Raw genomic sequence first — 22,097 nt, forward strand, 5'->3', positions numbered from 1 at the left:
AAGTGAGCCCCGTGACAGGACCGGCGCCCTCCTCCCTGCGCCCCGAGCATCCCGTCGCCCGTCCGCTCGCCCAGTTGGTAGCGGAGTTCGGGTTGGACTGCCGAGGCGACCTCGACGCCGTCGAGGTGACCGGCGCAGCTCTCGCGAGCTCCGCCGTCGAGCCCGGCGACCTCTACGTCGGCGTGCCCGGCAAGAACGCGCACGGCGCGAGCTACGCGGCGGCCGCTGCGGAGGCCGGAGCCGTCGCGGTGCTCACGGACGACGCCGGCGCCGACCTCGCCGCCGCCTCGGGACTCCCGGTCATCGTCACCCAGGACCCGCGCGCCGCCCTCGGCGCCGTCGCCGCGTGGATCTACCGCACCGACGAGAACCAGGCGACGCTCTTCGGCGTCACCGGAACCAACGGCAAGACCAGCGTGGTCTACCTGCTCTACGCGATCCTCGGGCAGCTCGGCGTCGTCGCCGGGCTCAGCTCGACCGCCGAGCGCCGGATCGGCGAGCAGGCGATCACGAGCAAGCTGACGACCCCGGAGGCGAGCGAGCTGCACGCGCTCCTGGCCCGGATGCGGGAGGAGGGCGTGCGCGCCGTCGCCCTCGAGGTCTCCGCCCAGGCCCTCAGCCGCCACCGCGTTGACGGCATCGAGTTCGACGTCGTCGGCTTCACGAACCTCAGCCACGACCACCTCGACGACTACACGGCGATGGACGACTACTTCGAGGCGAAGCTCGAGCTGTTCCAGCCGGACCGCGCCCGCCGCGGCGTCGTCACGGTGGACTCCGACTGGGGACGCTCGCTCGTCCAGCAGTCGCGTATCCCGGTCACGACCCTCTCCAGTTCGCCCGGCACCGAGGCGGACTGGACCCTGACGATCCTCGACGAGACCCTCTCCGACACCGCGTTCGCGCTCGAAGGACCGGATGGCCGCCGTCTGGAGTCCTCGGTGCCGCTGGTCGGCGCCTACAACGCAGCGAACGCGGCCCTCGCCATCGTGATGCTCGTCGAGTCCGGCTACGACCTCGACGCCATCGGCGCCGCGCTCGACCGCGACGGCGGGATCGACGCCTACGTTCCCGGACGAACCGAGCGGCTCTCCGGCGACCGCGGCCCGGTCGTCTTCATCGACTACGGCCACACGCCCGACGCCTTCCTCTCGACCCTGACGGCGCTCCGCCGCGTGACATCGGGACGCGTCGTCATGGTCTTCGGCGCCGACGGTGACCGCGACACGACCAAGCGCGCCGACATGGGCGCGATCGCCGCCCGCGGCGCCGACGCCGTGGTCATCACTGACTTCCACCCGCGCTGGGAGGACCCGGCTGCGATCCGCGAGGCGCTGCTCGCGGGAGCCCGCGCCGCTGTCCCGGACGGCGAGCTCTACGAGGTGCCCGACCCGCGCGCCGCCTTCCGCAAGGCGCTCTCGCTCGCGGGAGAGGGCGACGTCGTGCTCTACGCCGGACCGGGCCACGAGGACTACCAGGAGGTCGCGGGACAGCGCCTGCCGTACTCGGCGCGCGACGACGCCCGGCTCGCCCTCCGAGAGGCCGGGTGGCTCTGATGATCGCTCTCACCCTCGCCGAGGTCGCCGCGGCGACCCGCGGCACCCTGCTGCTCGACGGCGCCCTGATCGACGGCGCACCGGCGACGCCCGAGACGGTCGTCTCCGGTCTGTCGACGACCGATTCGCGGGAGGTCGTGCCCGGCACCCTCTTCTTCGCCAAGCCCGGCGAGTTCACCGACGGGCACCTCTTCGCGCCGCAGGCGGCCGAGGCGGGAGCCGCACTCCTCGTCGTCGACCACGCGCTCGACCTCCCGGTGCCGCAGCTGCTCGTGGAGGACACCGTCGTCGCCCTCGGCGACCTCGCGACCGAGGTGATCGCCCGTGTGCGCGCCCTCGGCCGGCTGAAGATCGTCGGCGTCACCGGTTCCAACGGCAAGACGACGACCAAGAACCTCCTGCGCGAGATCCTGGAGCAGGTCGGCCCGACCATCGCCCCGCGCGCCTCCTTCAACAACGAGGTCGGCGCCCCCGTGACGATGCTGGAGGTCACGGAGGAGACCCGATACCTCGTCGCCGAGATGGGCGCGAGCGGCGTGGGCGAGATCGCGCGCCTCGTGCGCATGGCCCGCCCCGACATCGGGATCGTCCTGAAGGTCGGCCTCGCCCACGCGGGCGAGTTCGGCGGGATCGAGCAGACGCTGGCGGCGAAGACCGAGATGGTCAGCGACCTCCTCGAGTCCGACGTCGCCATCCTGAACCTGGACGACCCGCGCGTCGCCTCGATGGCGGACAAGACGGCCGCCCGGGTGCTGTGGTTCGGCCTCGACAGCCGCGCCGACGTGCGCGCGACCGACGTCGTCTCCAGCGCCCGCGGCACCTCGTTCACCCTGCACCTGCCGGACGGCGCCTCCCGTGAGGTGCGGTTCCAGGTGCTCGGCGAGCACCACGTGATGAACGCGCTGGCGGCCGCGGCCGCGGCGCACACGCTCGACGTGGGCATCGACGCGATCGTCGCCGCCCTCCAGACCGTGCAGCGCGCCGAGCGCTGGCGGATGGAGGTCATGGGCGGCGCCCGCGGCGTCACCGTCATCAACGACGCGTACAACGCGAGCCCGGACTCCATGTCCGCCGCGCTCAAGACCCTCGCGCAGATCGCGGAGCCGGGTTCCCGGACCGTCGCGGTGCTGGGCGAGATGAGCGAGCTCGGCGAGTTCTCCGGGGAGGAGCACGACCGCATCGGCCTGCTCGCCGTCCGGCTCGGGATCGGCCAGCTCGTCGTCGTGGGCCCCGAGGCCCGCCGCATGCACATCACGGCCATCAACGAGGGCTCGTGGGACGGCGAGTCCCTCTACTTCGACACCCAGGACGCCGCGTACGAGCACTTGGCGGGGGACCTCCGCGAGGGGGACACCGTGCTCGTGAAGTCCTCCAACTCCGCGGGACTGCGCTTCCTCGGCGACCGACTGGGAGAATTCTTCTCGTGAGAGCCCTGCTGACCTCCGGTGCACTGTCGATGGCGTTCTCGCTGTTCCTGACGCCGCTGTTCATCCGCCTGTTCCGCCGCCTGCAGTGGGGGCAGTTCATCCGCGACGACGGGCCGCAGAGCCACCACGCGAAGCGCGGGACCGCCACCATGGGCGGCATCATCGTCATCCTGGGAACGCTCTTCGGCTACTTCACGGCCCTCCTGCTCACCGGCGACGAGACGAGCGTCTCCGCGCTGCTCGTGCTGTTCCTGATGGTGGGTCTGGGCGTCGTGGGCTTCATCGACGACTTCCTCAAGACGCGCCGTGAGCGGAGTCTCGGCCTGACGGGATGGGCGAAGGTCGCCGGCCAGGTCGTCGTCGCCACGGTCTGGGCGTTCCTGGCGATCTCGTTCCCCAACGGCAACGGCGACACCCCCGCGTCGATGAACGTCTCGTTCATCCGCGACCTCCCGATCGACTTCGGCCATCTCACCCAGTTCGGGGCGATCGGCCTCGTGGTGGGCTACGGGCTCTACCTGATCTGGATCAACTTCATCGTCGCGGCCACCTCGAACGGCGTGAACGTCACCGACGGTCTGGACGGACTCGCGTCGGGCGCATCGATCCTCGCGATCGGCGCCTACATCATCATCGGCTTCTGGCAGTCGATCCAGTCGTGCGCGAACTCCAACCTGAACCCGGAGAACGTGGCCAAGTGCTACGAGGTGCGCGATCCGTTCGACCTCGCGATCGTCGCGACGGCGATCGTCGGCGCCGTGGTCGGCTTCCTCTGGTGGAACACGTCGCCCGCCCAGATCTTCCTCGGCGATACCGGATCGCTCGCGCTCGGCGGCGCGGTGGCGGCCCTCGCCATCCTCAGCCACACCGAGCTCCTGCTCGTGCTCATCGGCGGCCTCTTCGTGATCGAGGCGGGTTCGGTGATCGTCCAGCGGGCGTACTTCAAGCTCACCCACGGCAGGCGCATCTTCCTGATGAGCCCCATCCATCATCATTTCGAGCTCAAAGGCTGGGCGGAGGTGACGGTCGTCGTGCGGTTCTGGATCATCGGCGGACTGCTCGTCGCCGCCGGCGTCGGCTCGTTCTACCTCGAATGGCTCGCCACATGAGTGCGGGGGAGCGGCTCTCGACCTTGACGAGCTGGCACGCCGACTGGCGCGGGCTGCGGGTCGCGGTCTACGGCCTCGGTGTCACCGGCTTCTCGGTCGCGGACACCCTGGCCGAGCTCGGGGCCGAGGTCCTGGTCGTCACGGCCTCGGCGGACTCCGAGCGCGCGATGCTGCTCGAGGTCATCGGCGCCGAGCTGCTCGAGGAGCCCGACCTCTCGTCGCCGCCCGCGCGCCTGACCGAGTTCGACCCGGAGCTCGTCGTCGTCTCGCCCGGATTCCACTGGGACCACCCGCTGCTGGTGTGGGCCGAGGAGCGGGACACCCCGGTCTGGGGCGACATCGAGCTCGCGTGGCGACTCCGGGACAAGGTGGCGGCTCCCGGCAGCGGGAACACCGCCGCGGACTGGATCTGCGTCACCGGCACCAACGGCAAGACCACGACAGTGCAGCTGACCGCGACGATGCTCCTCGCGGGCGGCAGCCGCGTCGCCCCCTGCGGCAACATCGGTGTGCCGGTGCTCGACGCGATCCGCGACCCCGAGGGCTTCGACGTGCTCGTCGTGGAGCTCTCGAGCTACCAGCTGCACTGGATCAACCGCAACGCCGGCGGCGAGCTGTACCCGTACTCCTCGGCCTGCCTGAACATCGCCGACGACCACCTCGACTGGCACGGCTCGCTGGAGGCGTACATCGCCGCGAAGGCGAAGGTCTACGACAACACCCAGGTCGCGTGCGTGTACAACCGCGCCGACGCCAACACCATCCTCATGGTGGAGGAGGCGGAGGTGGTCGACGGCGCGCGCGCCATCGGCTTCGGCCTCGACGTGCCCGGCCCGAGTGACTTCGGCGTCGTCGACGGCATCCTGTGCGACCGCGCGTTCCTCGAGGACCGCATGACCACCGCGCTCGAGCTGACCACGCTGGACGAGCTGCGGGAGGCCGGTCTCTCGGCTCCGCACGTCGTCGCCAACATCCTCGCCGCCAGTGCGCTCGCCCGCTCTTACGGGGTCGAGCCGCAGACCATCCGCGACGTGCTGACCGCCTTCCGCCTCGATGCCCACCGCATCGAGCTGGTGCGGGTGGAGGCCGGCGTGAGCTGGGTCGACGACTCCAAGGCCACGAACCCGCACGCCGCCGACGCGTCGCTGCGCGCGTACTCGTCGGTCGTCTGGGTGGTCGGCGGTCTGCTGAAGGGCGTCGACATCGACGAGCTCGTCCGCACGCATGCGTCCCGGCTGCGCGGCGCCGTGCTGATCGGCGTCGACCGCGAGCCGCTGCGCGAGGCATTCCGGCGACACGCGCCGACGCTTCCCGTGGTGGAGGTCGAGGCCGACGAAACTGAAGGGGTCATGCCGACGGCTGTCCGCTCGGCCGGCGGTCTCGCCCGCGAGGGCGACACCGTTCTGCTGGCGCCGGCTGCGGCGTCAATGGACCAGTTCGCCGACTATGCGGAACGGGGACGCCTCTTCCAGGCGGCCGTCAACGAGTACTTGGGAGGTGAGGCGGATGACTTCTCCGCCTCGCGTCCCGACGAGGACTGACCGGCCGTCTCCCTCTGCGCGGGAGGCTGCGTCGGCCGCGACCGCTTCGCGCCTGGCCGGTCTGACCGCCCGCATCTCGCTCGGCAAGAACGTGACCGCCGAATCGGCCAACTACTTCATGCTGCTCGGCGTGACGCTGTTCATGGTGTTCTTCGGGCTCGTGATGGTGCTCTCGTCGTCCTCCGTGGAGTCCCACAGTGACAGCGACAACTTCTTCTCGCGGTTCTGGTCGCAGGGCGCCTTCGCGCTGATCGGCCTGCCGCTGATGTTCCTCGTGTCCCGGTTGCCGGCACGGTTCTGGAAGAAGTCGATCTGGTTCCTGCTCGCCGCCGCGTGCTTCCTCCAGGTGCTGGTGCTCCTCACTCCGCTCGGGGTCGAGATCGGCGGCAATCGCAACTGGCTGCGGATCGGGTCGTTCACGGGTCAGCCGTCGGAGGCGATCAAGGTCGCCCTCGTGGTCTGGCTCGGGGTGGTGCTCGCGCGCAAGCGGGACGTCCTCGACCAGTGGAAGCACGTCGCGGTGCCCGTCGTCCCGGTCGCGGGAGGCGCGATCGCACTCGTGCTGCTCGGCGGCGACCTCGGCACGACCGTCATCATGGCGGCCCTCGTCCTGGGAGCCCTGTTCTACGCCGGCGTGCGCATGCGGTACCTGGTGATCGGCACGCTCGGCATGGGGGCGATCGCGGTCGCCGTCGCGCTCTCCAGCGCCAGCCGCGTCGGGCGCATCGCCGCCTTCTTCGGGGGCAGCAGCGCCGCGAACCCCGACGTGGACTGGCAGATCAAGAACGGCTTCTACGCCCTCGCATCCGGGGGCGTGTTCGGTGTGGGGCTCGGCAACTCGCACTCCAAGTGGTCGTGGCTCCCCGCCGCCGACACCGACTTCATCTTCGCGATCATCGGCGAGGAGCTCGGCCTCATCGGCGCGATCGTCGTGCTCCTGCTCTTCGTGCTGCTCGCGATCGTCTTCCTGCGCATCATCCACGCGTCGACCGACCCGTTCGCGCGGGTCACGACCGCCGCGATCATGGTGTGGCTGATCGGTCAGGCGTTCGTCAACATCGCCGTCGTGCTCGGGGTGATACCCGTGCTCGGCGTACCGCTCCCACTGATCTCTGCGGGAGGGACTGCCATGATCAGTTCCATGATCGCCATCGGAATCGTCCTCTCGTTCGCGCGCGAATCGAGCAAGGAATCGCACACGACCCCGTCCGCCGCCCGATCGGCCGGTCCGCGCGCATGACGCGGTATCTGCTGGCCGGTGGGGGGACCGCCGGCCACGTGAACCCGTTGCTGGCCGTTGCCGACCGCCTGCGCCGTGACGACCCCGCGGCCGAGATCCTCGTGCTCGGCACCAAGGAGGGCCTCGAGGCGCGCCTGGTGCCCGCGCGCGGATACGAGCTGGCCACGATCCCGAAGCTGCCCTTCCCGCGGCGTCCCAACGCCGCGGCGCTGCGCTTCCCCGGCGCGTACCGGCGGACGATCCGCACCGTCGTCGAGCTGATCCGGGAGCGGGGGATCGACGCCGTCGTCGGCTTCGGCGGCTATGCCGCCGCGCCGGCCTACTCGGCCGCTCGCAAAGCGGGCGTCCCGCTCGTGATCCACGAGGCCAACGCCCGCCCGGGCCTCGGCAACCGCCTCGGAGCGCGCTACACCCCGTGGGTGGGCGTGGCGTTCGAGGGGACCCGGCTGCCCCACGCCACGTTCGTCGGGATGCCGCTCCGCGTCGAGATCGAGGAGCTGGACCGCGCCGCGTCGCGTCCCGCCGCCCTCGCCGAATTCGGCCTCTCCGACGACCGCCCCACGCTGCTCGTCACCGGCGGCTCGCTCGGGGCGCGCCGGCTGAACGGCACGATCGCCGCCCGTGCCCGCGAGTTGACGGCGGCGGGCTGGCAGGTGCTCCACATCCAGGGCGGCCGCGGCGAGCTGACGGACCCGGGAGTCGAGCACTACCGGCTGCTGGACTACTGCGACCGCATGGACCTCGCGTTCGCCCTCACCGACTTCGCCGTGGCCCGCGCCGGGGCGGCGACCGTGAGCGAGTTCGCTGCTCTGGGCATCCCGGCGGTCTACGTGCCGTTCCCGATCGGGAACGGCGAGCAGCGCTACAACGCTGCGGGCGTCGTCGGCGCAGGCGGCGGAATCCTCGTGGACGACGCCGCGTTCCTTCCCGAGTGGGTCGACGCCGAGCTCCTGCCCCTCCTGAACGACCGCGAACGCGTGGCCGGGATGTCCGCCAGGGCGGCCGGTGCCGGGGTCCGCGACGGGTCCGACCGCATGGCGGCACTCGTCCGGCGCTCCCTCGGCCGCGCATAGCCCCGTGAGAAGATGGAGGAAGCCCTGATGGAGTTACTCCTCGTGAACCGAAAGCAGTGCCCGTGATCAAGCCCGACCTCTCCATGACCATCCCCGACGACCTCGGCGCCCTGCACTTCGTGGGCATCGGCGGGTCCGGGATGAGCGGGATCGCCCGCCTGTTCCTCGAGGCCGGCTACACGGTGACGGGCTCGGACGTGCGCCACTCCGCCAACATCGACACGCTGCGCGCGCTCGGCGCGACCATCGCCGTCGGCCACGACGCCGCGAACGTCGGCGACGCGGACACGCTCGTCGTCACCGGTGCGCTGTGGCAGGACAACCCCGAATACCAGCTCGCACTCGCGAAGGGCCTCCCGGTGCTGCACCGGTCGCAGGCGCTCGCCTGGCTGATCAACCGCAAGCGGCTCGTCGCCGTCGCCGGTGCGCACGGCAAGACCACGTCGACGGGAATGATCATCACGGGCCTGCTCGGGCTCGGCGAGGACCCGAGCTTCGTCAACGGCGGTGTGATCGCCTCGCTCGGCAAGAGCTCGCAGACCGGCAGCGGCGACCTCTTCGTGGTGGAGGCCGACGAGTCGGATGGCACCTTCCTGCTGTACGACACGGCGGTCGCGTTGATCACCAACGTCGACCCCGACCACCTCGACCACTACGGTTCGCTGGAGGCGTTCGAGGAGGCGTTCGTCACGTTCGCCCGCGAGTCGAGCGAGCTCGTCGTGGTCTCGTCGGACGACGCCGGCGCGAAGCACGTGACCGCCCGCCTGCTGGAGTCCACGCCCGACAAGCGCGTGGTGACCTTCGGCGAGGCGGAGGACGCCGACGTGCGCGTCCACTCCATCGTCACCGACGGGCCGGTCTCCTTCCGCGTCAGCTACGCGGGCGACGAGTTCGCCGCTCAGTTGCGGGTGCCCGGTCGGCACAACGCCATCAACGCCGCGGGCGCGTTCGCGGTGCTCACGGGCCTGGGCTTCGAGCCGGCGGCATCGCTGGCCGCCATCGCCGAGTTCGGCGGCACCGAGCGCCGGTTCGAGCTGCACGGGACCGTCGGCGGCGTGAGCGTCTACGACGACTACGCGCACCATCCGACCGAGGTCGCCGCGGCTCTCTCCGCAGCGCGGACGGTCGTCGGCTCCGGCCGCATCATCGCGGTGCACCAGCCGCACCTCTACAGCCGCACCCGCCTCTTCGCGAACGAGTTCGCCGAGACCCTGGAGACGTACGCCGACGAGACCGTCGTGCTCGACGTCTACGGTGCGCGCGAGGACCCGGAGCCGGGCGTCACCGGCGCACTCGTCGCGGACCGCTTCGCGCATCCCGAGCACGTCGCGTTCATCGCCGACTGGCAGGCCGCCGCCGATCACACCGCCGAGATCGCGCGCGAGGGCGACTTCGTCATCACGCTCGGCTGCGGCGACGTGTACCGCATCGTCCCCCAGCTGCTGGACTCGCTCCGCCGCGTCCGCGAGTAGCCGCCCGTGAAGCGCCCCCAAGGTCACGACCGGACGCCCGGGCAGACTCCGCCCGCGGCGCAGCCGCCCGCGCCGGAGACCGAGCGCCGCGCATCCGCGCCGCGGGCGACGACCAGTCCGGCGGTGACGGAGCCGATCCCGATCGTCAGCGCACCCGTCTCCGCGCCGGCCGAGGAGCGTCGGCCCGCGCGCGCCGAGCGGCCTGCGAGTTCCGAGCATCCCGAACCGGGGACGGGCACCCGATCCGCCGCGGACACGTCGCCGTACGACCGGCTCCCGAGCAATCGCGACATCAGCAAGGCTCTTCGCGCCGCACGCAAGGAGCGCAAGCGGGTCGAGCGCGGCGAGGTGCGCCGATTCACCAAGCGATCCCGGCGGCGCCGTCAGGCGTGGCTCGGGGCAGCCGGGGTGGCGCTCGCGCTGGTCCTCGGGGTCACTCTGCTCGCGTTCTCGCCCGTGCTCGCTCTCAAGCACATCGAGGTGACCGGAGCCTCGCGGCTCGACCCGAAGGACATCGCGGCGAAGCTCGGCGATCAGCTCGGCAAGCCGCTGCCCCTGCTCGACCAGGCCGGCATCTCGCACGACCTCGCGGCGTTCCCGCTGATCCGCAGCTACACGGTGGAGAGCCACCCGCCGGACACCATCGTTGTCCGGGTGGTCGAACGCCAGCCCATCGGCGCGATCCAGAAGGGCGCGGCCTTCACCCTGGTGGATGCGGCCAAGGTGCCGATCTCGTCCAGTGCGACCCGTCCGGACGGCTTTCCCCTGATCGCGGCCGGGGGCGCATCGGCCGAGAACGACGCCGACTCGGCGTTCGCCGCGGCCGCGAGCGTCCTGAGCGCTCTGCCCGCAGCGACGCTCGCACAGGTGGACACGATCTCGGCGACGACCAAGGACGACGTCTCGTTCACGCTCCGCGGCAGCGGCGCGACGGTCGTGTGGGGGAGCGCGGAGGACTCCGACCTGAAGGCCGCCGACCTCGCCGCGCTGCTCGTCGGGGCGGCCGGAGCGAATCATTACGACGTGTCGTCGCCGCACAGTGTGACGACAGGATGATGCCGCGCAGACCGCGGCTTCTGGAGGCACTTTCCCGACACGCCTGGCGGGTTCCGCCGCCACGGGCCGTGCGCACCTAACGTCGAAAAAAGGAATTGCATACTCAGCATAACTTTAAGCCTCGACTTGAGGTTGAAGGTTCCCGTGGAGGCCGGACGTGACAGCAAATCAGAACTACCTCGCCGTGATCAAGGTCGTCGGCATCGGCGGAGGCGGCGTCAACGCCGTCAACCGCATGATCGAGCTCGGCCTCCGCGGCGTCGAGTTCATCGCCATCAACACGGACGCGCAGGCGCTGCTCATGAGCGACGCCGACGTCAAGCTCGACGTCGGCCGTGAGATCACGCGCGGCCTGGGTGCCGGAGCGGACCCCGAGGTCGGCCGCCGCGCCGCCGAGGACCACGCGGAGGAGATCGAGGAGGCGCTCGCGGGCGCCGACATGGTCTTCGTCACCGCGGGCGAGGGAGGCGGCACCGGGACCGGCGGCGCTCCCGTCGTCGCGCGCATCGCCAAGTCGATCGGCGCCCTCACCATCGGTGTCGTCACCAAGCCGTTCTCCTTCGAGGGCAAGCGTCGCCAGCAGCAGGCCGAGGCCGGCGTGCAGCGGCTCAAGGAAGAGGTCGACACCCTCATCGTGGTGCCGAACGACCGGCTGCTGGAGATCAGCGACCGCGGCATCAGCATGCTGGAGGCGTTCTCCACCGCCGACCAGGTGCTCCTCGCGGGTGTGCAGGGCATCACCGACCTCATCACGACCCCGGGTCTCATCAACCTCGACTTCGCCGACGTGAAGTCCGTCATGCAGGGCGCGGGCAGCGCACTCATGGGCATCGGCTCCTCGCGCGGCGCCGACCGCGCGATCAAGGCCGCCGAGCTCGCCGTGGCGTCGCCGCTGCTCGAGGCCAGCATCGATGGAGCGCACGGCGTGCTCCTCTCCATCCAGGGCGGGTCGAACCTCGGCATCTTCGAGATCAACGACGCGGCCCGCCTGGTGCAGGAGGCCGTCCACCCCGAGGCCAACATCATCTTCGGTGCGGTCATCGACGACACCCTCGGCGACGAGGTCCGCGTCACGGTCATCGCAGCCGGTTTCGACGGTGGCGAGCCCGGCTCCAAGCCGGTGGTCGACACCCGTCGCTCGACGTTCGTCGAGGCCGGCGCGGAGGATGCCGCGGCCTCCTCCGCCGTGGTCGAGGCCGGCGAGGTCGAGGCGCCCGTCGCCGAGAACTGGACCGGTGAGACCCCGGTCGCCGAGACCGCTCCCAAAGACCCTGCGTTCGACGACGAGAATGACGACCTCGACATCCCCGACTTCCTCAAGTAGTCCGCTCGCCGAGCGCCTCGCGGCGGTCCGGGCCGGCATCGACGATGCCGCCCGGGCCGCGGGGCGGTCGCCGGACGAGCTGACCACCATCGTGGTCACGAAGTTCCATCCGGCGTCGCTCGTGCGCGAGCTGGCATCGCTCGGGGTGCACGACGTGGGGGAGAACCGGCACCAGGAGGCGCAGGAGAAGGCGGCCGAGCTGGCCGACCTCGACCTCGCCTGGCACTTCGTCGGACAGCTCCAGAGCAAGAAGGCGCGTCAGGCGCGTCGCTACGCCTCGGTCATCCACTCGATCGATCGATTCTCGCTCGTCGACGCGCTTCGTTCCGACGAGGGCGAGATCGATGCGTTCGTGCAGCTGAACCTCACGGACGACCCCGGACGCGGCGGCGTGGCCGACCGCGACCTCGAGCCGCTGGTCGAGCACGTGCTGACGACGCCCGGCCTGCGACTGCTCGGCGTGATGGCGGTCGCACCACTGGACGAGGAGCCCGGGCGGGCTTTCGAGCGGGTGCGGGCGTCGAGCGAACGCGTGCGCGCGCTCGCCCCGGAGGCCTCCGCCATCTCCGCCGGGATGTCCCAGGACTACCGCGAAGCCGTCGCCGCCGGCGCGACACACCTTCGGATCGGGACCGCCATTACCGGGAATCGGCCGACCCTTCGTTAATCTCGAAGAAGAAGAAGGTTCGCAATACGTGCGTGCGAGGCGTCGGCGCACAGTTCTACACGGAGGAAGCGCATGGCCAACCCGCTGAAGAAGACGATGGTCTACCTCGGCCTCGCCGACGAGGAGATGGAGTTCGACGAGCAGCCCGAGCAGGCGCAGCACCAGCCGCGCCGCGAGGCGCCTGCCCCCGCGCCCGTCCAGCCCGTCCCGCACCCCGCACCGGTCGCCCCCGTGGCCGGCCGCGCTCCGGTCACCCCGCTGCGCAAATCGTCCACCGCACGGAATGTTTCGGTACAGGAAATGAACGAGATCCTCACGGTCCACCCCCGCCAGTACCGCGACGCCCAGGCGATCGCCGAGTCGTTCCGCGAGGGCATCCCGGTCATCATCAACCTCTCGCAGATGAGCGAGGGCGACGCGCGTCGCCTCATCGACTTCGCCAGCGGCCTCTCGCAGGGCCTCTACGGCAAGATCGAGCGCGTGACGCCGAAGGTCTTCCTCCTCTCCCCGTCGCACGTGGTCGTCTCCGGCGAGCACGGCGGAGCGGACTCCGAGGTCGACGCCTCCTTCTTCGCCCAGAACTGAATCGGGCGGCCCCGGCCGCCGACACGACGTGAGCGCACGCCCCCTCGTCAGGGAGGGCGTGCGCTCTCCGTCATACTGGGAGGGTGCTTGTCGTCTCGATAGTCGCGACCATCGCGTACTACCTCCTCCTGATCTACTTCTTCGTCATGTGGGCGCGCTTCGTGCTCGACCTGGTGCGGACCTTCGCCCGGCAGTGGCGCCCGAAGGGGTTCTGGCTGCTGCTGGCCGAGGCGACCTACGCGATCACCGACCCGCCGATCAAGTTCTTCCGGCGCATCATCCCGCCGCTGTCGATGGGTCCCGTCGCCCTCGACTTCGGGTGGAGCCTGACGATGCTCGTCGTGATCATCCTTTTGTACGTGACGCTGGGATTCAGCTGAGCGTCGGTCCCCGAACCGGCCTCGACGCCGTTGTAGGGTGGTCGAGCCGACGTGCGAGCGCGGCGGAGTGTGCAGACCTGGCGCACTTTGCTAGCGTTGGCTGAACGCGATTTCTGTTCGTCTCTTTCAAGATCTAAGGTGGCTTGCCATGGCGCTGACTCCGGAAGATGTAGTCAACAAGCGGTTCCAACCGACGAAGTTCCGTGAGGGCTACGACCAGGACGAGGTCGATGACTTCCTCGATGAGGTCGTCGTCGAACTGCGTCGTCTGGGTCAGGAGAACGAGGAGCTCAAGCAGCGCCTCGTCGCCGCCGACTCGCGCATCGCCGAGCTGCAGCGCAGCTCGGGCTCTCCCGCCGCGACGCCCGCCCCTGTCGCGGCCGCGCCCGCCGTCGACAACGGTGAGCTGACCCGCCTCCAGCAGGAGAACGAGGAGCTCAAGCAGCGCCTCGCCGCCGCGCAGCAGGAGTCCGCAGCCGCCGCCGCTGCCGCTCCTGTCGCCGCCGCAGCCGCCGCGCCGACCTTCGCCGCCGACAGCGCGAATGACCCCAACGCGACCAACAACCTCCTCCAGCTCGCGCGCCGTCTCCACGAGGAGCACGTGCGCGAGGGCGTCGAGAAGCGCGACTCGCTCATCGCCGAGGGTCACGCCACCGCGGCGCGGATCGTCGCCGAGGCCGAGTCGAAGCAGCGCGCCCAGATCAGCGCCCTCGACCAGGAGCGCACCCAGCTGGAGCGCCGCATCGACGAGCTCCGCACGTTCGAGCGCGACTACCGCCAGGGGCTGAAGGGCTACATCGAGGGTCAGCTCCGCGACCTCGACTCCCAGCCCGCCGCCGGCGGTGCCGGCTTCGGTCAGAACCGCGCGGCCGCTCCCGTGAGCGCCGGCGTCCCGGCGCCGGTCGCCGCGGACGGCTCCAGCTCTTCGGACCAGGGGCAGCAGCCCCCGGTCTTCCCCGGCTTTGGAGGCTAATACCTCCCGGCCCTCGGTCAGCGTCCGGGCCTTGGTGATCCTGGCGGTGGTCGCGCTCTGCGTGTACCTCGTCGACCAGATCGCCAAGGTCCTGGTCGTCGCCAACCTCTACGAGGGTCAGCGGGTCGAGGTGCTCGGCCAGCTGCTGCAGTTCAACTTCGTCAAGAACGCCGGCGCCGCCTTCTCGATCGGCAGCGGATCCACCTGGATCTTCTCGATCGTCGGCGTCGGCGTGCTCGGCTTCGTCATCTGGTACGCCCCGCGGATCAAGTCGACGGCGTGGGCCATCCTGTTCGGTCTGCTCCTGGGCGGCCTGCTGGGCAACCTCACGGACCGTCTCTTCCGGGAGCCCGGCTTCGGCGTCGGCCATGTGGTCGACTTCCTCCAGATCCCGGTCCTGCCGGCGATCTTCAACCTCGCGGACGTCGCGATCGTGTCGAGTATGGCGCTCTTCCTGATCCTGACCATCCGCGGCATCGGCCTCGACGGTCGTCGCACCACCGAGGACGAGGACGCCGACGAGCTCGATGACGCTCCCGAGGTCGACAGTGCCGACGCGGCGTCCGAGGCGCCCGCCGCAGCCCCTGTCGACGCGCCGGCCGAGGCCGAGCACCCCGAGAAGCCGCAGCCGTAGATGGAGTCGCGCAGTTTCCCCATCCCCGACGGGCTCGACGGGGCCCGGGTGGACGCGGGGCTCGCGAAGCTCCTCGGCTTCTCCCGGAGCTTCGCCGCCGAGATCGCGGAAGCCGGAGGCGTCACGGTCGACGGCCGCGATGTCGACAAGTCGGACCGGCTGACGGCCGGCTCCTGGCTCGAGGTGTCGTGGAAGCCGCGCGAGGAGGTCACGATCGTCCCGATCGCGGTCCCCGAGCTCACGATCGTCCATGACGACGACGACATCGTCGTGATCGACAAGCCGGTCGGTGTCGCGGCGCATCCCTCCGTCGGCTGGGAGGGGCCCACCGTGCTCGGTGCCCTTGCGGCGGCCGGGTTCCGGATCTCGACCTCCGGCGCAGCCGAACGGGCCGGGATCGTGCACCGTCTGGACGCGGGCACGAGCGGCCTCATGGTCGTCGCCAAGTCCGAGCACGCCTACACCGTGCTCAAGCGCGCGTTCCACGACCGGACGGTGGAGAAGATCTACCACGCCGTCGTCCAGGGCCACCCTGATCCGCTCACGGGCACGATCGACGCCCCGATCGGCCGCCACCCGAAGTCCGACTGGAAGTTCGCGGTGATCGCCGACGGCAAGCCCTCGGTGACGCACTACGAGACCATCGAGGCCTTCCCGGCGGCGAGCCTGCTCGAGATCCACTTGGAGACCGGGCGCACCCACCAGATCCGCGTGCACATGGCCGCACAGCGCCATCCCTGCGTGGGCGACGCCATGTACGGCGCCGACCCGACGCTCTCGGCCCGCCTCGGCCTCACGCGGCAGTGGCTGCACGCCGTCCAGCTCGCGTTCGAGCACCCCGCGACGGGGGAGTGGGTCACGTTCACGACCGGCTACCCGGCCGATCTCCAGCACGCGCTCGACGTCCTCCGCGCGTCCTGACGCGCCCCGAGGGGCGTCACGAACGGAGGAGATCCGGCGCGCGCCGCCTCGAATCTCCTCCGTTCCCTGCGTCTACCGGGCGAGTCGGCGCACATCTCCTCCGTTCGCCGCGCGGGTGCGAACGGAGGAGATCCGGCGGCGTGGAGGGGTGATCGGAGGCGATCGGAGGGGATCCGCGCGAGGCGGTGACGAATCTCCTCCCTTGTCCGCGTGCGACGGCGTGAAGGTCGGTCGGGAGCCGTAGGCTTGTCCTCGACATGAGCGATTCCTTCGTCCACCTCCACGTCCACAGCGAGTACTCGATGCTCGACGGGGCGGCACGCGTCAAACCGCTGATCGACGCCGCCGTCGAGCAGCAGATGCCCGCCGTCGCGGTCACCGACCACGGCAACATGTTCGGCGCGTTCGACTTCTGGCGCACCGCCACGGACGCCGGCATCAAGCCGATCATCGGCACGGAGGCGTACCTCACGCCGCGTACGCACCGCACCGACAAGACGCGCGTCCGCTGGGGCGACGGCGGTGGAGATGACGTCTCGGGCTCGGGCGCGTACACGCACATGACCATGCTCGCGGCGACGACCGAGGGCATGCACAACCTGTTCCGGATGTCGTCGAAGGCGTCGATGGAGGGGTACTACTTCAAGCCCCGCATGGACCGTGAGCTGCTCAGCCAGTACGGCAAGGGCATCATCGCGACGACCGGGTGCCCGTCGGGCGAGGTGCAGACACGACTGCGCCTCGGGCAGTACGACGAGGCCGTCAAGGCGGCGGCGGAGTTCCGCGACATCTTCGGCAAGGAGAACTTCTTCGCCGAGATCATGGACCACGGCCTCGGCATCGAGCGCCGGATCATGAGCGACCTCATCCGTCTCGCCAAGGACCTCGGCATCCCGATGGTCGCCACGAACGACCTCCACTACACGCACGCCGAGGACGCGAAGAGCCACGCGGCGCTGCTCTGCGTGCAGTCCGGGTCCACACTCGACGACCCCAACCGGTTCAAGTTCGACGCCGACGAGTTCTACCTGAAGTCGGCCGAGCAGATGCGCCAGCTGTTCCGCGACTACCCCGAAGCGTGCGACAACACGCTCGCGATCGCCGAACGCTGCGACGTGCAGTTCGACACGCAGGCGAACTTCATGCCCCGCTTCCCGGTGCCCCCGGAGGAGACCGAGCAGACCTGGTTCGTCAAGGAGGTCGAGAAGGGGCTCACGGAGCGCTACCCGAACGGCATCACGCCGGAGGTGCGCAAGCAGGCAGACTACGAGATCGGCGTCATCTCGCAGATGGGCTTCCCCGGCTACTTCCTCGTCGTCGCCGACTTCATCAACTGGTCGAAGAACAACGGCATCCGCGTCGGCCCGGGCCGTGGCTCGGGTGCCGGCTCGATGGCGGCATACGCCATGCGGATCACCGACCTCGACCCGCTGCAGCACGGCCTGATCTTCGAGCGCTTCCTCAACCCCGACCGCGTCTCCATGCCCGACTTCGACGTCGACTTCGACGACCGCCGCCGTGGCGAGGTCATCAAGTACGTGACCGAGAAGTACGGCTCCGAGCGCGTCGCCCAGATCGTCACGTACGGCACCATCAAGGCCAAGCAGGCGCTGAAGGACTCGGGTCGTGTGCTCGGCTTCCCGTTCTCGATGGGCGAGAAGCTGACGAAGGCGATGCCTCCGCCCGTCATGGGCAAGGACATCCCGCTCACCGGGATCTTCGACAAGAACCATCCGCGCTACAAGGAGGCGGTGGACATCCGGGCCGTCGTCGAGAGCGACCCGGAGGCGAAGACCGTCTTCGACACCGCGCTCGGCCTCGAGAACCTCAAGCGCCAGTGGGGCGTGCACGCGGCCGGCGTCATCATGTCCTCCGACCCGCTGATCGACATCATCCCGATCATGAAGCGCGAGCAGGACGGCCAGATCGTCACCCAGTTCGACTATCCGGCGTGCGAGTCGCTCGGCCTGATCAAAATGGACTTCCTGGGTCTCCGCAACCTCACGATCATCAACGACGCGCTCGACAACATCGAGGCGAACCGCGGTGAGAAGCTCGTGCTCGAAGACCTCGAGCTGGACGATCGGCCGGCGTATGAACTGCTCTCGCGCGGCGACACGCTCGGCGTGTTCCAGCTCGACGGCGGCCCGATGCGGTCCCTGTTGCGCCTGATGCGCCCCGACAACTTCGAGGACATCTCGGCACTCATCGCGCTGTACCGCCCGGGCCCGATGGGCGCGAACTCGCACACGAACTACGCGCTGCGCAAGAACGGCCAGCAGGACATCACGCCGATCCATCCCGAACTGGCGGAGCCGCTCGCCGACATCCTGTCCACCAGCTACGGCCTCATCATCTACCAGGAGCAGGTGATGGCGATCGCGCAGAAGGTCGCCGGCTTCTCCCTCGGACAGGCCGACATCCTCCGCCGCGCGATGGGCAAGAAGAAGAAGTCCGAACTGGACAAGCAGTTCGCCGGCTTCGCGCAGGGCATGAACGACAACGGCTACTCGATGGACGCGGTGAACAAGCTGTGGGAGATCCTGCTGCCGTTCTCCGACTACGCGTTCAACAAAGCCCACTCCGCCGCGTACGGCGTGATCTCGTACTGGACCGCCTACCTGAAGGCGCATTACCCGGCCGAGTACATGGCGGCGCTGCTCACCAGCGTCGGCGACTCCAAGGACAAGATGGCGCTCTACCTGAACGAGTGCCGCCGGATGGGCATCAAGGTGCTCCCGCCAGACGTCAACGAGTCCAGCCTGTATTTCGGTGCCGTCGGCGAGGACATCCGCTTCGGGATGGGCGCCGTGCGCAACGTCGGCGCGAACGTCGTCGAGGGCGTGCGCGAGGCGCGCGAGAACAAGGGCCGGTTCGAGTCGTTCCACGACTTCCTGTCGAAGGTGCCGATCCATGCCGCGAACAAGCGCACCGTGGAGTCGCTCATCAAGGCGGGCGCGTTCGACTCGCTCGGCCACACGCGCCGTGCACTCGTCGAGGTGCACGAGGACGCGGTGGAGTCCGCGGTCAAGATCAAGCGCAACGAGGCCAACGGCGACGTCGGATTCGACTTCGACAGCTTGTGGGAGGCCGACGAACCGGGCCAGACGCAGCACAGCATCCCGGACCGCCCCGAGTGGGGCAAGCGCGACAAGCTCGCGTTCGAGCGCGACATGCTCGGGCTCTACGTCTCCGATCACCCGCTGGCGGGCCTGGAGCTGCAGCTGGCGAAGATGGCCAGCACGTCCATCGCCGACCTGGTCGGCTCCGACAACATCCAGGACGGCGAGACGGTCACGATCGCGGGGCTCATCACGAGCGTGCAGCATCGCGTCGCGAAGGCGTCGGGCAACCAGTACGGCATGATCACCGTCGAGGACTTCGGCGGCGAGATGACGGTCATGTTCATGGGCAAGGCGTACCAGGAGTTCTCGCCGATGCTCACGGGCGACGCGATCGTCGTGGTGCGCGGCCGTGTCAGCCTGCGCGACGACGGGATGAACCTGCACGCCTTCAGCCTGATGAACCCGGACCTCGGACCCATCGAGGACAGCAGCCCCCTCCAGATCACCATCCAGGACCGCCGGGCGACCCCCGACGTCGTCACCCGCCTGGGCGAGACGTTCTCGCGGCATCCGGGGGACAACGAGGTGCGGATCCATCTGGTGACGGGAGGTCGCGTCCGGGTCCTCGGCGTGCCGAAGCAGGTCAAGGTCAGCCCCGACCTGTACGGCGAGCTCAAGGGCCTCCTGGGCCCGAACTGCCTCGTCTAGGTCGGTGCCATGAGCGACGGCGTCCGCAACCTGCACGAAGCACTCGCACGGATCGGCGATCGCTGGCAGCCGCACCGCCTGACGAGCGTCAACGACTACGACGTGAAGGTCGTGAAGCTGCTCGGCGAGTTCGTCTGGCACGAGCATCCCGAGACGGATGAACTCTTCCTCGTGCTGAGCGGCGAGCTCACGATCCAGTTGCGCGACGGGGACGTCGTGCTGGGCCCGGGCGACGTCTACGTCGTCCCGAAGGGGGTCGAGCACTGCCCGCGGGCCGACGCCGAAGTGGAGGCGGTCCTGTTCGAGCCGCAGGGCACTGTGAACACCGGGTCGGCCGGAGGCGACAGGACCGCTCAGCTCCGCGAACTGGACTGACTGACTGACTGACCGACGGCGTGTCGGCCGATGCCCTCTCGGCGGGTGTCAGTCCAGCGCGGTGGGACGGTGGTAGCGGCGCTCGTGGTAGAGCAGCGGCTCGTCCTCGGCGCCGAGCTCGCCCCGTTCGATCTGCACGACGACGACCGCGCTGTTGTGCACCGTGAAGCGCTCGATGATGCGGCCGACCATCCACGCGGTGGTGTCCTTGATGACCGGGAGGCCGTAAGGCCCCGGGTACCAGTGCTCGCCCTCGAAGCGCCGGGCGTTGTCGCCGGCGAGCTTCTCGGCGGCGGCCTTGTTGCGCACGCCGAGCGTGTGGATGACGACGCGGTCCGTCTCGGCGATGGCGGGCCAGCTGGAGGCAGAGAGCGCCATGTTGAACGTCGCGAGCGGCGGCACGGCCGCCAGCGACGCGAGGGAGGTGGCCGTGAACCCGACGGGGCTGCCATCGGGCCGCAGGGCGGTGACGATGGCGACACCGGCGGCGTGGCGGCGGAACGTCTGGCGGAAGGCCGACAGGTCCGGTGTCACGTCGGAGACGGTGCCGTCGGTGGGGTCGGGGGATGCGCTGTTCATACGTGTACTGCAAGCACCAATCGACGTCGAGAATTCCGCGCGGGGAAACCGGAGCGGGGGAGCGGATAGGCTTGTCGCGCCATGATGCAGACCATCGATCTCCGCGGAGTCCAGCCTACTCGCGCCGCCTTCGAGCGCCTCGTCCCCCGTCCCGTCGTGGACGTGGGGGTCGCGATGCATGTCGCGACCGAGCTGATCGACGACGTGCGCGCTCGGGGTGCCGCGGCGCTTCGGGAGCAGGCCGAGCGGTTCGACGGCGGGGCACCGCCCACCGTGCGGGTCTCCGCCGAGGAGATCGCCGCCGCCGTGGAGGCGCTTCCGGCCGAGGTCCGCGCTGCTCTCGAGGAGGCCATCGCACGCGTCCGGGAGGCGACCGCTGCGCAGGTGCCGCCGCCTGCCGAGACCCGCATCGGCCCGGGGGCGACCATCGTGCAGCGCTGGCAGCCCGTCGAGCGGGCGGGCCTGTACGTGCCCGGTGGCAAGGCCGTCTACCCCTCCAGCGTCGTGATGAACGCGGTGCCCGCCCAGATCGCGGGTGTCTCGTCCATCGCGCTCGTGAGCCCGCCGCAGCGCGAGTTCGGCGGCACGGTCCACCCCGTCATCCTCGGCGCCGCCGGGCTGCTCGGCATCGACGAGGTCTACGCGATGGGCGGTGCCGGAGCGATCGGCGCGCTCGCGTGGGGCGTCGAGGAGATCGGGCTCGAGCCGGTCCAGGTCATCACCGGGCCGGGCAACATCTACGTCGCCGCCGCCAAGCGCGTCGTGCGCGGGACGGCCGGGATCGACTCCGAGGCAGGCACCACCGAGATCCTCGTGATCGCCGACGAGAGCGCGAACCCCCGCTACGTCGCGGCCGACCTGGTGAGCCAGGCCGAGCACGACGAGGCGGCCGCCTCCCTCCTCGTCACCGACAGCCCCGCCTTCGCCGAGCGCGTCGCCGCGGAACTGGTCGAGCTGGCCGGTGCCACCCGGCACAGCGAGCGCGTCCGCACCGCTCTGGGCGGCCCGCAGTCCGCGATCGTGCTCGTCGACGACCTCGCCGCCGCGGCCGCGTTCAGCAACGCCTACGGCCCGGAGCACCTCGAGATCCAGACCGCGGACGATGACGCCGTGCTCGCCGACATCCAGAACGCCGGTGCGATCTTCATCGGGCCCAGTGCGCCCGTCAGCCTCGGCGACTACCTCGCCGGGTCGAACCACGTGCTGCCGACCGGAGGGCAGGCGCGGTTCTCGTCGGGCCTCGGCGCGTACTCGTTCCTGCGGCCGCAGCAGGTCATCCGGTACGACCGGGATGCGCTGCGCGACGTGGCCGACCGGATCGTCGCCCTGTCGGGCGCCGAGGACTTGCCCGCGCACGGCGAGGCGGTCACCGTACGCTTCCGCGGCTGAGCGACGGGAGACCGGTAGAATCG

The 22,097-nt window shown here is 70.0% G+C and carries 19 protein-coding genes; 18 read left to right on the forward strand and 1 reads right to left on the reverse strand.

The features are described from left to right. Positions 1-11 precede the first annotated feature (11 nt). The 17 genes from HNR14_RS16710 to HNR14_RS16790 all read left to right on the forward strand — a co-directional run bounded on the left by HNR14_RS16710 (position 12) and on the right by HNR14_RS16790 (position 20,106). Positions 12-1,556 (forward strand): UDP-N-acetylmuramyl-tripeptide synthetase, encoded by a 1,545-nt coding sequence (locus HNR14_RS16710; RefSeq protein ID WP_179701919.1) that lies wholly within the window; start codon positions 12-14, stop codon positions 1,554-1,556. After that, the gene (locus HNR14_RS16715) at positions 1,556-2,983 is read left to right on the forward strand and encodes a UDP-N-acetylmuramoyl-tripeptide--D-alanyl-D-alanine ligase (protein WP_021763090.1); all 1,428 of its coding nucleotides are present in this window, start codon (positions 1,556-1,558) and stop codon (positions 2,981-2,983) included. The genes HNR14_RS16710 and HNR14_RS16715 overlap by 1 nt, the downstream gene beginning before the upstream one ends. Beyond that, entirely contained in the window at positions 2,980-4,092 is a 1,113-nt protein-coding gene (gene mraY / locus HNR14_RS16720; RefSeq protein ID WP_179701920.1) for a phospho-N-acetylmuramoyl-pentapeptide-transferase, read from the forward strand. Before HNR14_RS16715 ends, mraY begins: the two co-directional genes overlap by 4 nt. Then, complete coding sequence (murD, locus tag HNR14_RS16725) at positions 4,089-5,633, forward strand: UDP-N-acetylmuramoyl-L-alanine--D-glutamate ligase (RefSeq protein WP_179701921.1); 1,545 nt, start codon at positions 4,089-4,091, stop codon at positions 5,631-5,633. The genes mraY and murD overlap by 4 nt, the downstream gene beginning before the upstream one ends. After that, on the forward strand, positions 5,599-6,873 hold the full coding sequence (ftsW, locus tag HNR14_RS16730; RefSeq protein WP_021763093.1) for a putative lipid II flippase FtsW: 1,275 nt from the start codon (positions 5,599-5,601) through the stop codon (positions 6,871-6,873). Before murD ends, ftsW begins: the two co-directional genes overlap by 35 nt. Next, a complete protein-coding gene (locus HNR14_RS16735; RefSeq protein WP_179701922.1) occupies positions 6,870-7,946 on the forward strand; it encodes a UDP-N-acetylglucosamine--N-acetylmuramyl-(pentapeptide) pyrophosphoryl-undecaprenol N-acetylglucosamine transferase in 1,077 nt (358 codons plus the stop codon). The genes ftsW and HNR14_RS16735 overlap by 4 nt, the downstream gene beginning before the upstream one ends. A gap of 62 nt (positions 7,947-8,008) precedes the next feature. Continuing rightward, positions 8,009-9,418 (forward strand): UDP-N-acetylmuramate--L-alanine ligase, encoded by a 1,410-nt coding sequence (gene murC, locus HNR14_RS16740; protein ID WP_179701923.1) that lies wholly within the window; start codon positions 8,009-8,011, stop codon positions 9,416-9,418. 6 nt (positions 9,419-9,424) lie between these two features. Then, positions 9,425-10,474: an FtsQ-type POTRA domain-containing protein gene (locus HNR14_RS16745; protein WP_179701924.1), complete on the forward strand. Its 1,050-nt coding sequence runs from the start codon at positions 9,425-9,427 to the stop codon at positions 10,472-10,474. A 157-nt stretch (positions 10,475-10,631) separates the two neighbouring features. Then, positions 10,632-11,798, forward strand: coding sequence for a cell division protein FtsZ (gene ftsZ, locus HNR14_RS16750; protein ID WP_039921168.1), 1,167 nt, complete (start codon positions 10,632-10,634; stop codon positions 11,796-11,798). Then, entirely contained in the window at positions 11,764-12,465 is a 702-nt protein-coding gene (locus tag HNR14_RS16755; protein ID WP_179701925.1) for a YggS family pyridoxal phosphate-dependent enzyme, read from the forward strand. Before ftsZ ends, HNR14_RS16755 begins: the two co-directional genes overlap by 35 nt. Before the next feature lie 72 nt (positions 12,466-12,537). After that, positions 12,538-13,050, forward strand: coding sequence for a cell division protein SepF (locus tag HNR14_RS16760; RefSeq protein ID WP_179701926.1), 513 nt, complete (start codon positions 12,538-12,540; stop codon positions 13,048-13,050). 83 nt (positions 13,051-13,133) lie between these two features. After that, positions 13,134-13,430, forward strand: a complete 297-nt coding sequence (locus HNR14_RS16765; protein ID WP_021758272.1) for a YggT family protein — start codon at positions 13,134-13,136, stop codon at positions 13,428-13,430. 148 nt (positions 13,431-13,578) lie between these two features. Next, complete coding sequence (locus tag HNR14_RS16770; protein WP_179701927.1) at positions 13,579-14,403, forward strand: DivIVA domain-containing protein; 825 nt, start codon at positions 13,579-13,581, stop codon at positions 14,401-14,403. Between the two features lie 34 nt (positions 14,404-14,437). Then, the gene (gene lspA, locus HNR14_RS16775; RefSeq protein ID WP_343064567.1) at positions 14,438-15,037 is read left to right on the forward strand and encodes a signal peptidase II; all 600 of its coding nucleotides are present in this window, start codon (positions 14,438-14,440) and stop codon (positions 15,035-15,037) included. Further along, positions 15,038-15,958 (forward strand): RluA family pseudouridine synthase, encoded by a 921-nt coding sequence (locus HNR14_RS16780; protein ID WP_021761031.1) that lies wholly within the window; start codon positions 15,038-15,040, stop codon positions 15,956-15,958. Positions 15,959-16,215: 257 nt separating this feature from the next. Further along, on the forward strand, positions 16,216-19,731 hold the full coding sequence (dnaE, locus tag HNR14_RS16785) for a DNA polymerase III subunit alpha (protein WP_179701929.1): 3,516 nt from the start codon (positions 16,216-16,218) through the stop codon (positions 19,729-19,731). 9 nt (positions 19,732-19,740) lie between these two features. Continuing rightward, positions 19,741-20,106, forward strand: coding sequence for a cupin domain-containing protein (locus HNR14_RS16790; protein ID WP_179701930.1), 366 nt, complete (start codon positions 19,741-19,743; stop codon positions 20,104-20,106). 48 nt (positions 20,107-20,154) lie between these two features. Here the strand turns inward: HNR14_RS16790 and HNR14_RS16795 are convergent, their stop codons facing one another. Continuing rightward, on the reverse strand, positions 20,155-20,685 hold the full coding sequence (locus HNR14_RS16795; protein WP_021761037.1) for a flavin reductase family protein: 531 nt from the start codon (positions 20,683-20,685) through the stop codon (positions 20,155-20,157). An 81-nt stretch (positions 20,686-20,766) separates the two neighbouring features. Here HNR14_RS16795 and hisD point away from each other — a divergent pair, with 81 nt between their 5' ends. Then, a complete protein-coding gene (gene hisD / locus HNR14_RS16800) occupies positions 20,767-22,074 on the forward strand; it encodes a histidinol dehydrogenase (RefSeq protein WP_179701931.1) in 1,308 nt (435 codons plus the stop codon). Positions 22,075-22,097: the final 23 nt, after the last annotated feature.

This window comes from Leifsonia naganoensis, from assembly GCF_013410615.1.
In the GTDB taxonomy this organism is placed as follows: domain Bacteria; phylum Actinomycetota; class Actinomycetes; order Actinomycetales; family Microbacteriaceae; genus Leifsonia; species Leifsonia aquatica.

Coding starts and splice junctions, on each gene's coding strand:
- HNR14_RS16780 (WP_021761031.1), top strand. CDS start 15,038: ATGGAGTCGCGCAGTTTCCCCATCCCCGACGGGCTCGACGGGGCCCGG.
- HNR14_RS16795 (WP_021761037.1), bottom strand. CDS start 20,685: ATGAACAGCGCATCCCCCGACCCCACCGACGGCACCGTCTCCGACGTG.
- hisD (WP_179701931.1), top strand. CDS start 20,767: ATGATGCAGACCATCGATCTCCGCGGAGTCCAGCCTACTCGCGCCGCC.
- HNR14_RS16790 (WP_179701930.1), top strand. CDS start 19,741: ATGAGCGACGGCGTCCGCAACCTGCACGAAGCACTCGCACGGATCGGC.
- murD (WP_179701921.1), top strand. CDS start 4,089: ATGAGTGCGGGGGAGCGGCTCTCGACCTTGACGAGCTGGCACGCCGAC.
- HNR14_RS16770 (WP_179701927.1), top strand. CDS start 13,579: ATGGCGCTGACTCCGGAAGATGTAGTCAACAAGCGGTTCCAACCGACG.
- ftsW (WP_021763093.1), top strand. CDS start 5,599: ATGACTTCTCCGCCTCGCGTCCCGACGAGGACTGACCGGCCGTCTCCC.
- dnaE (WP_179701929.1), top strand. CDS start 16,216: ATGAGCGATTCCTTCGTCCACCTCCACGTCCACAGCGAGTACTCGATG.
- HNR14_RS16735 (WP_179701922.1), top strand. CDS start 6,870: ATGACGCGGTATCTGCTGGCCGGTGGGGGGACCGCCGGCCACGTGAAC.
- HNR14_RS16715 (WP_021763090.1), top strand. CDS start 1,556: ATGATCGCTCTCACCCTCGCCGAGGTCGCCGCGGCGACCCGCGGCACC.
- HNR14_RS16760 (WP_179701926.1), top strand. CDS start 12,538: ATGGCCAACCCGCTGAAGAAGACGATGGTCTACCTCGGCCTCGCCGAC.
- HNR14_RS16755 (WP_179701925.1), top strand. CDS start 11,764: ATGACGACCTCGACATCCCCGACTTCCTCAAGTAGTCCGCTCGCCGAG.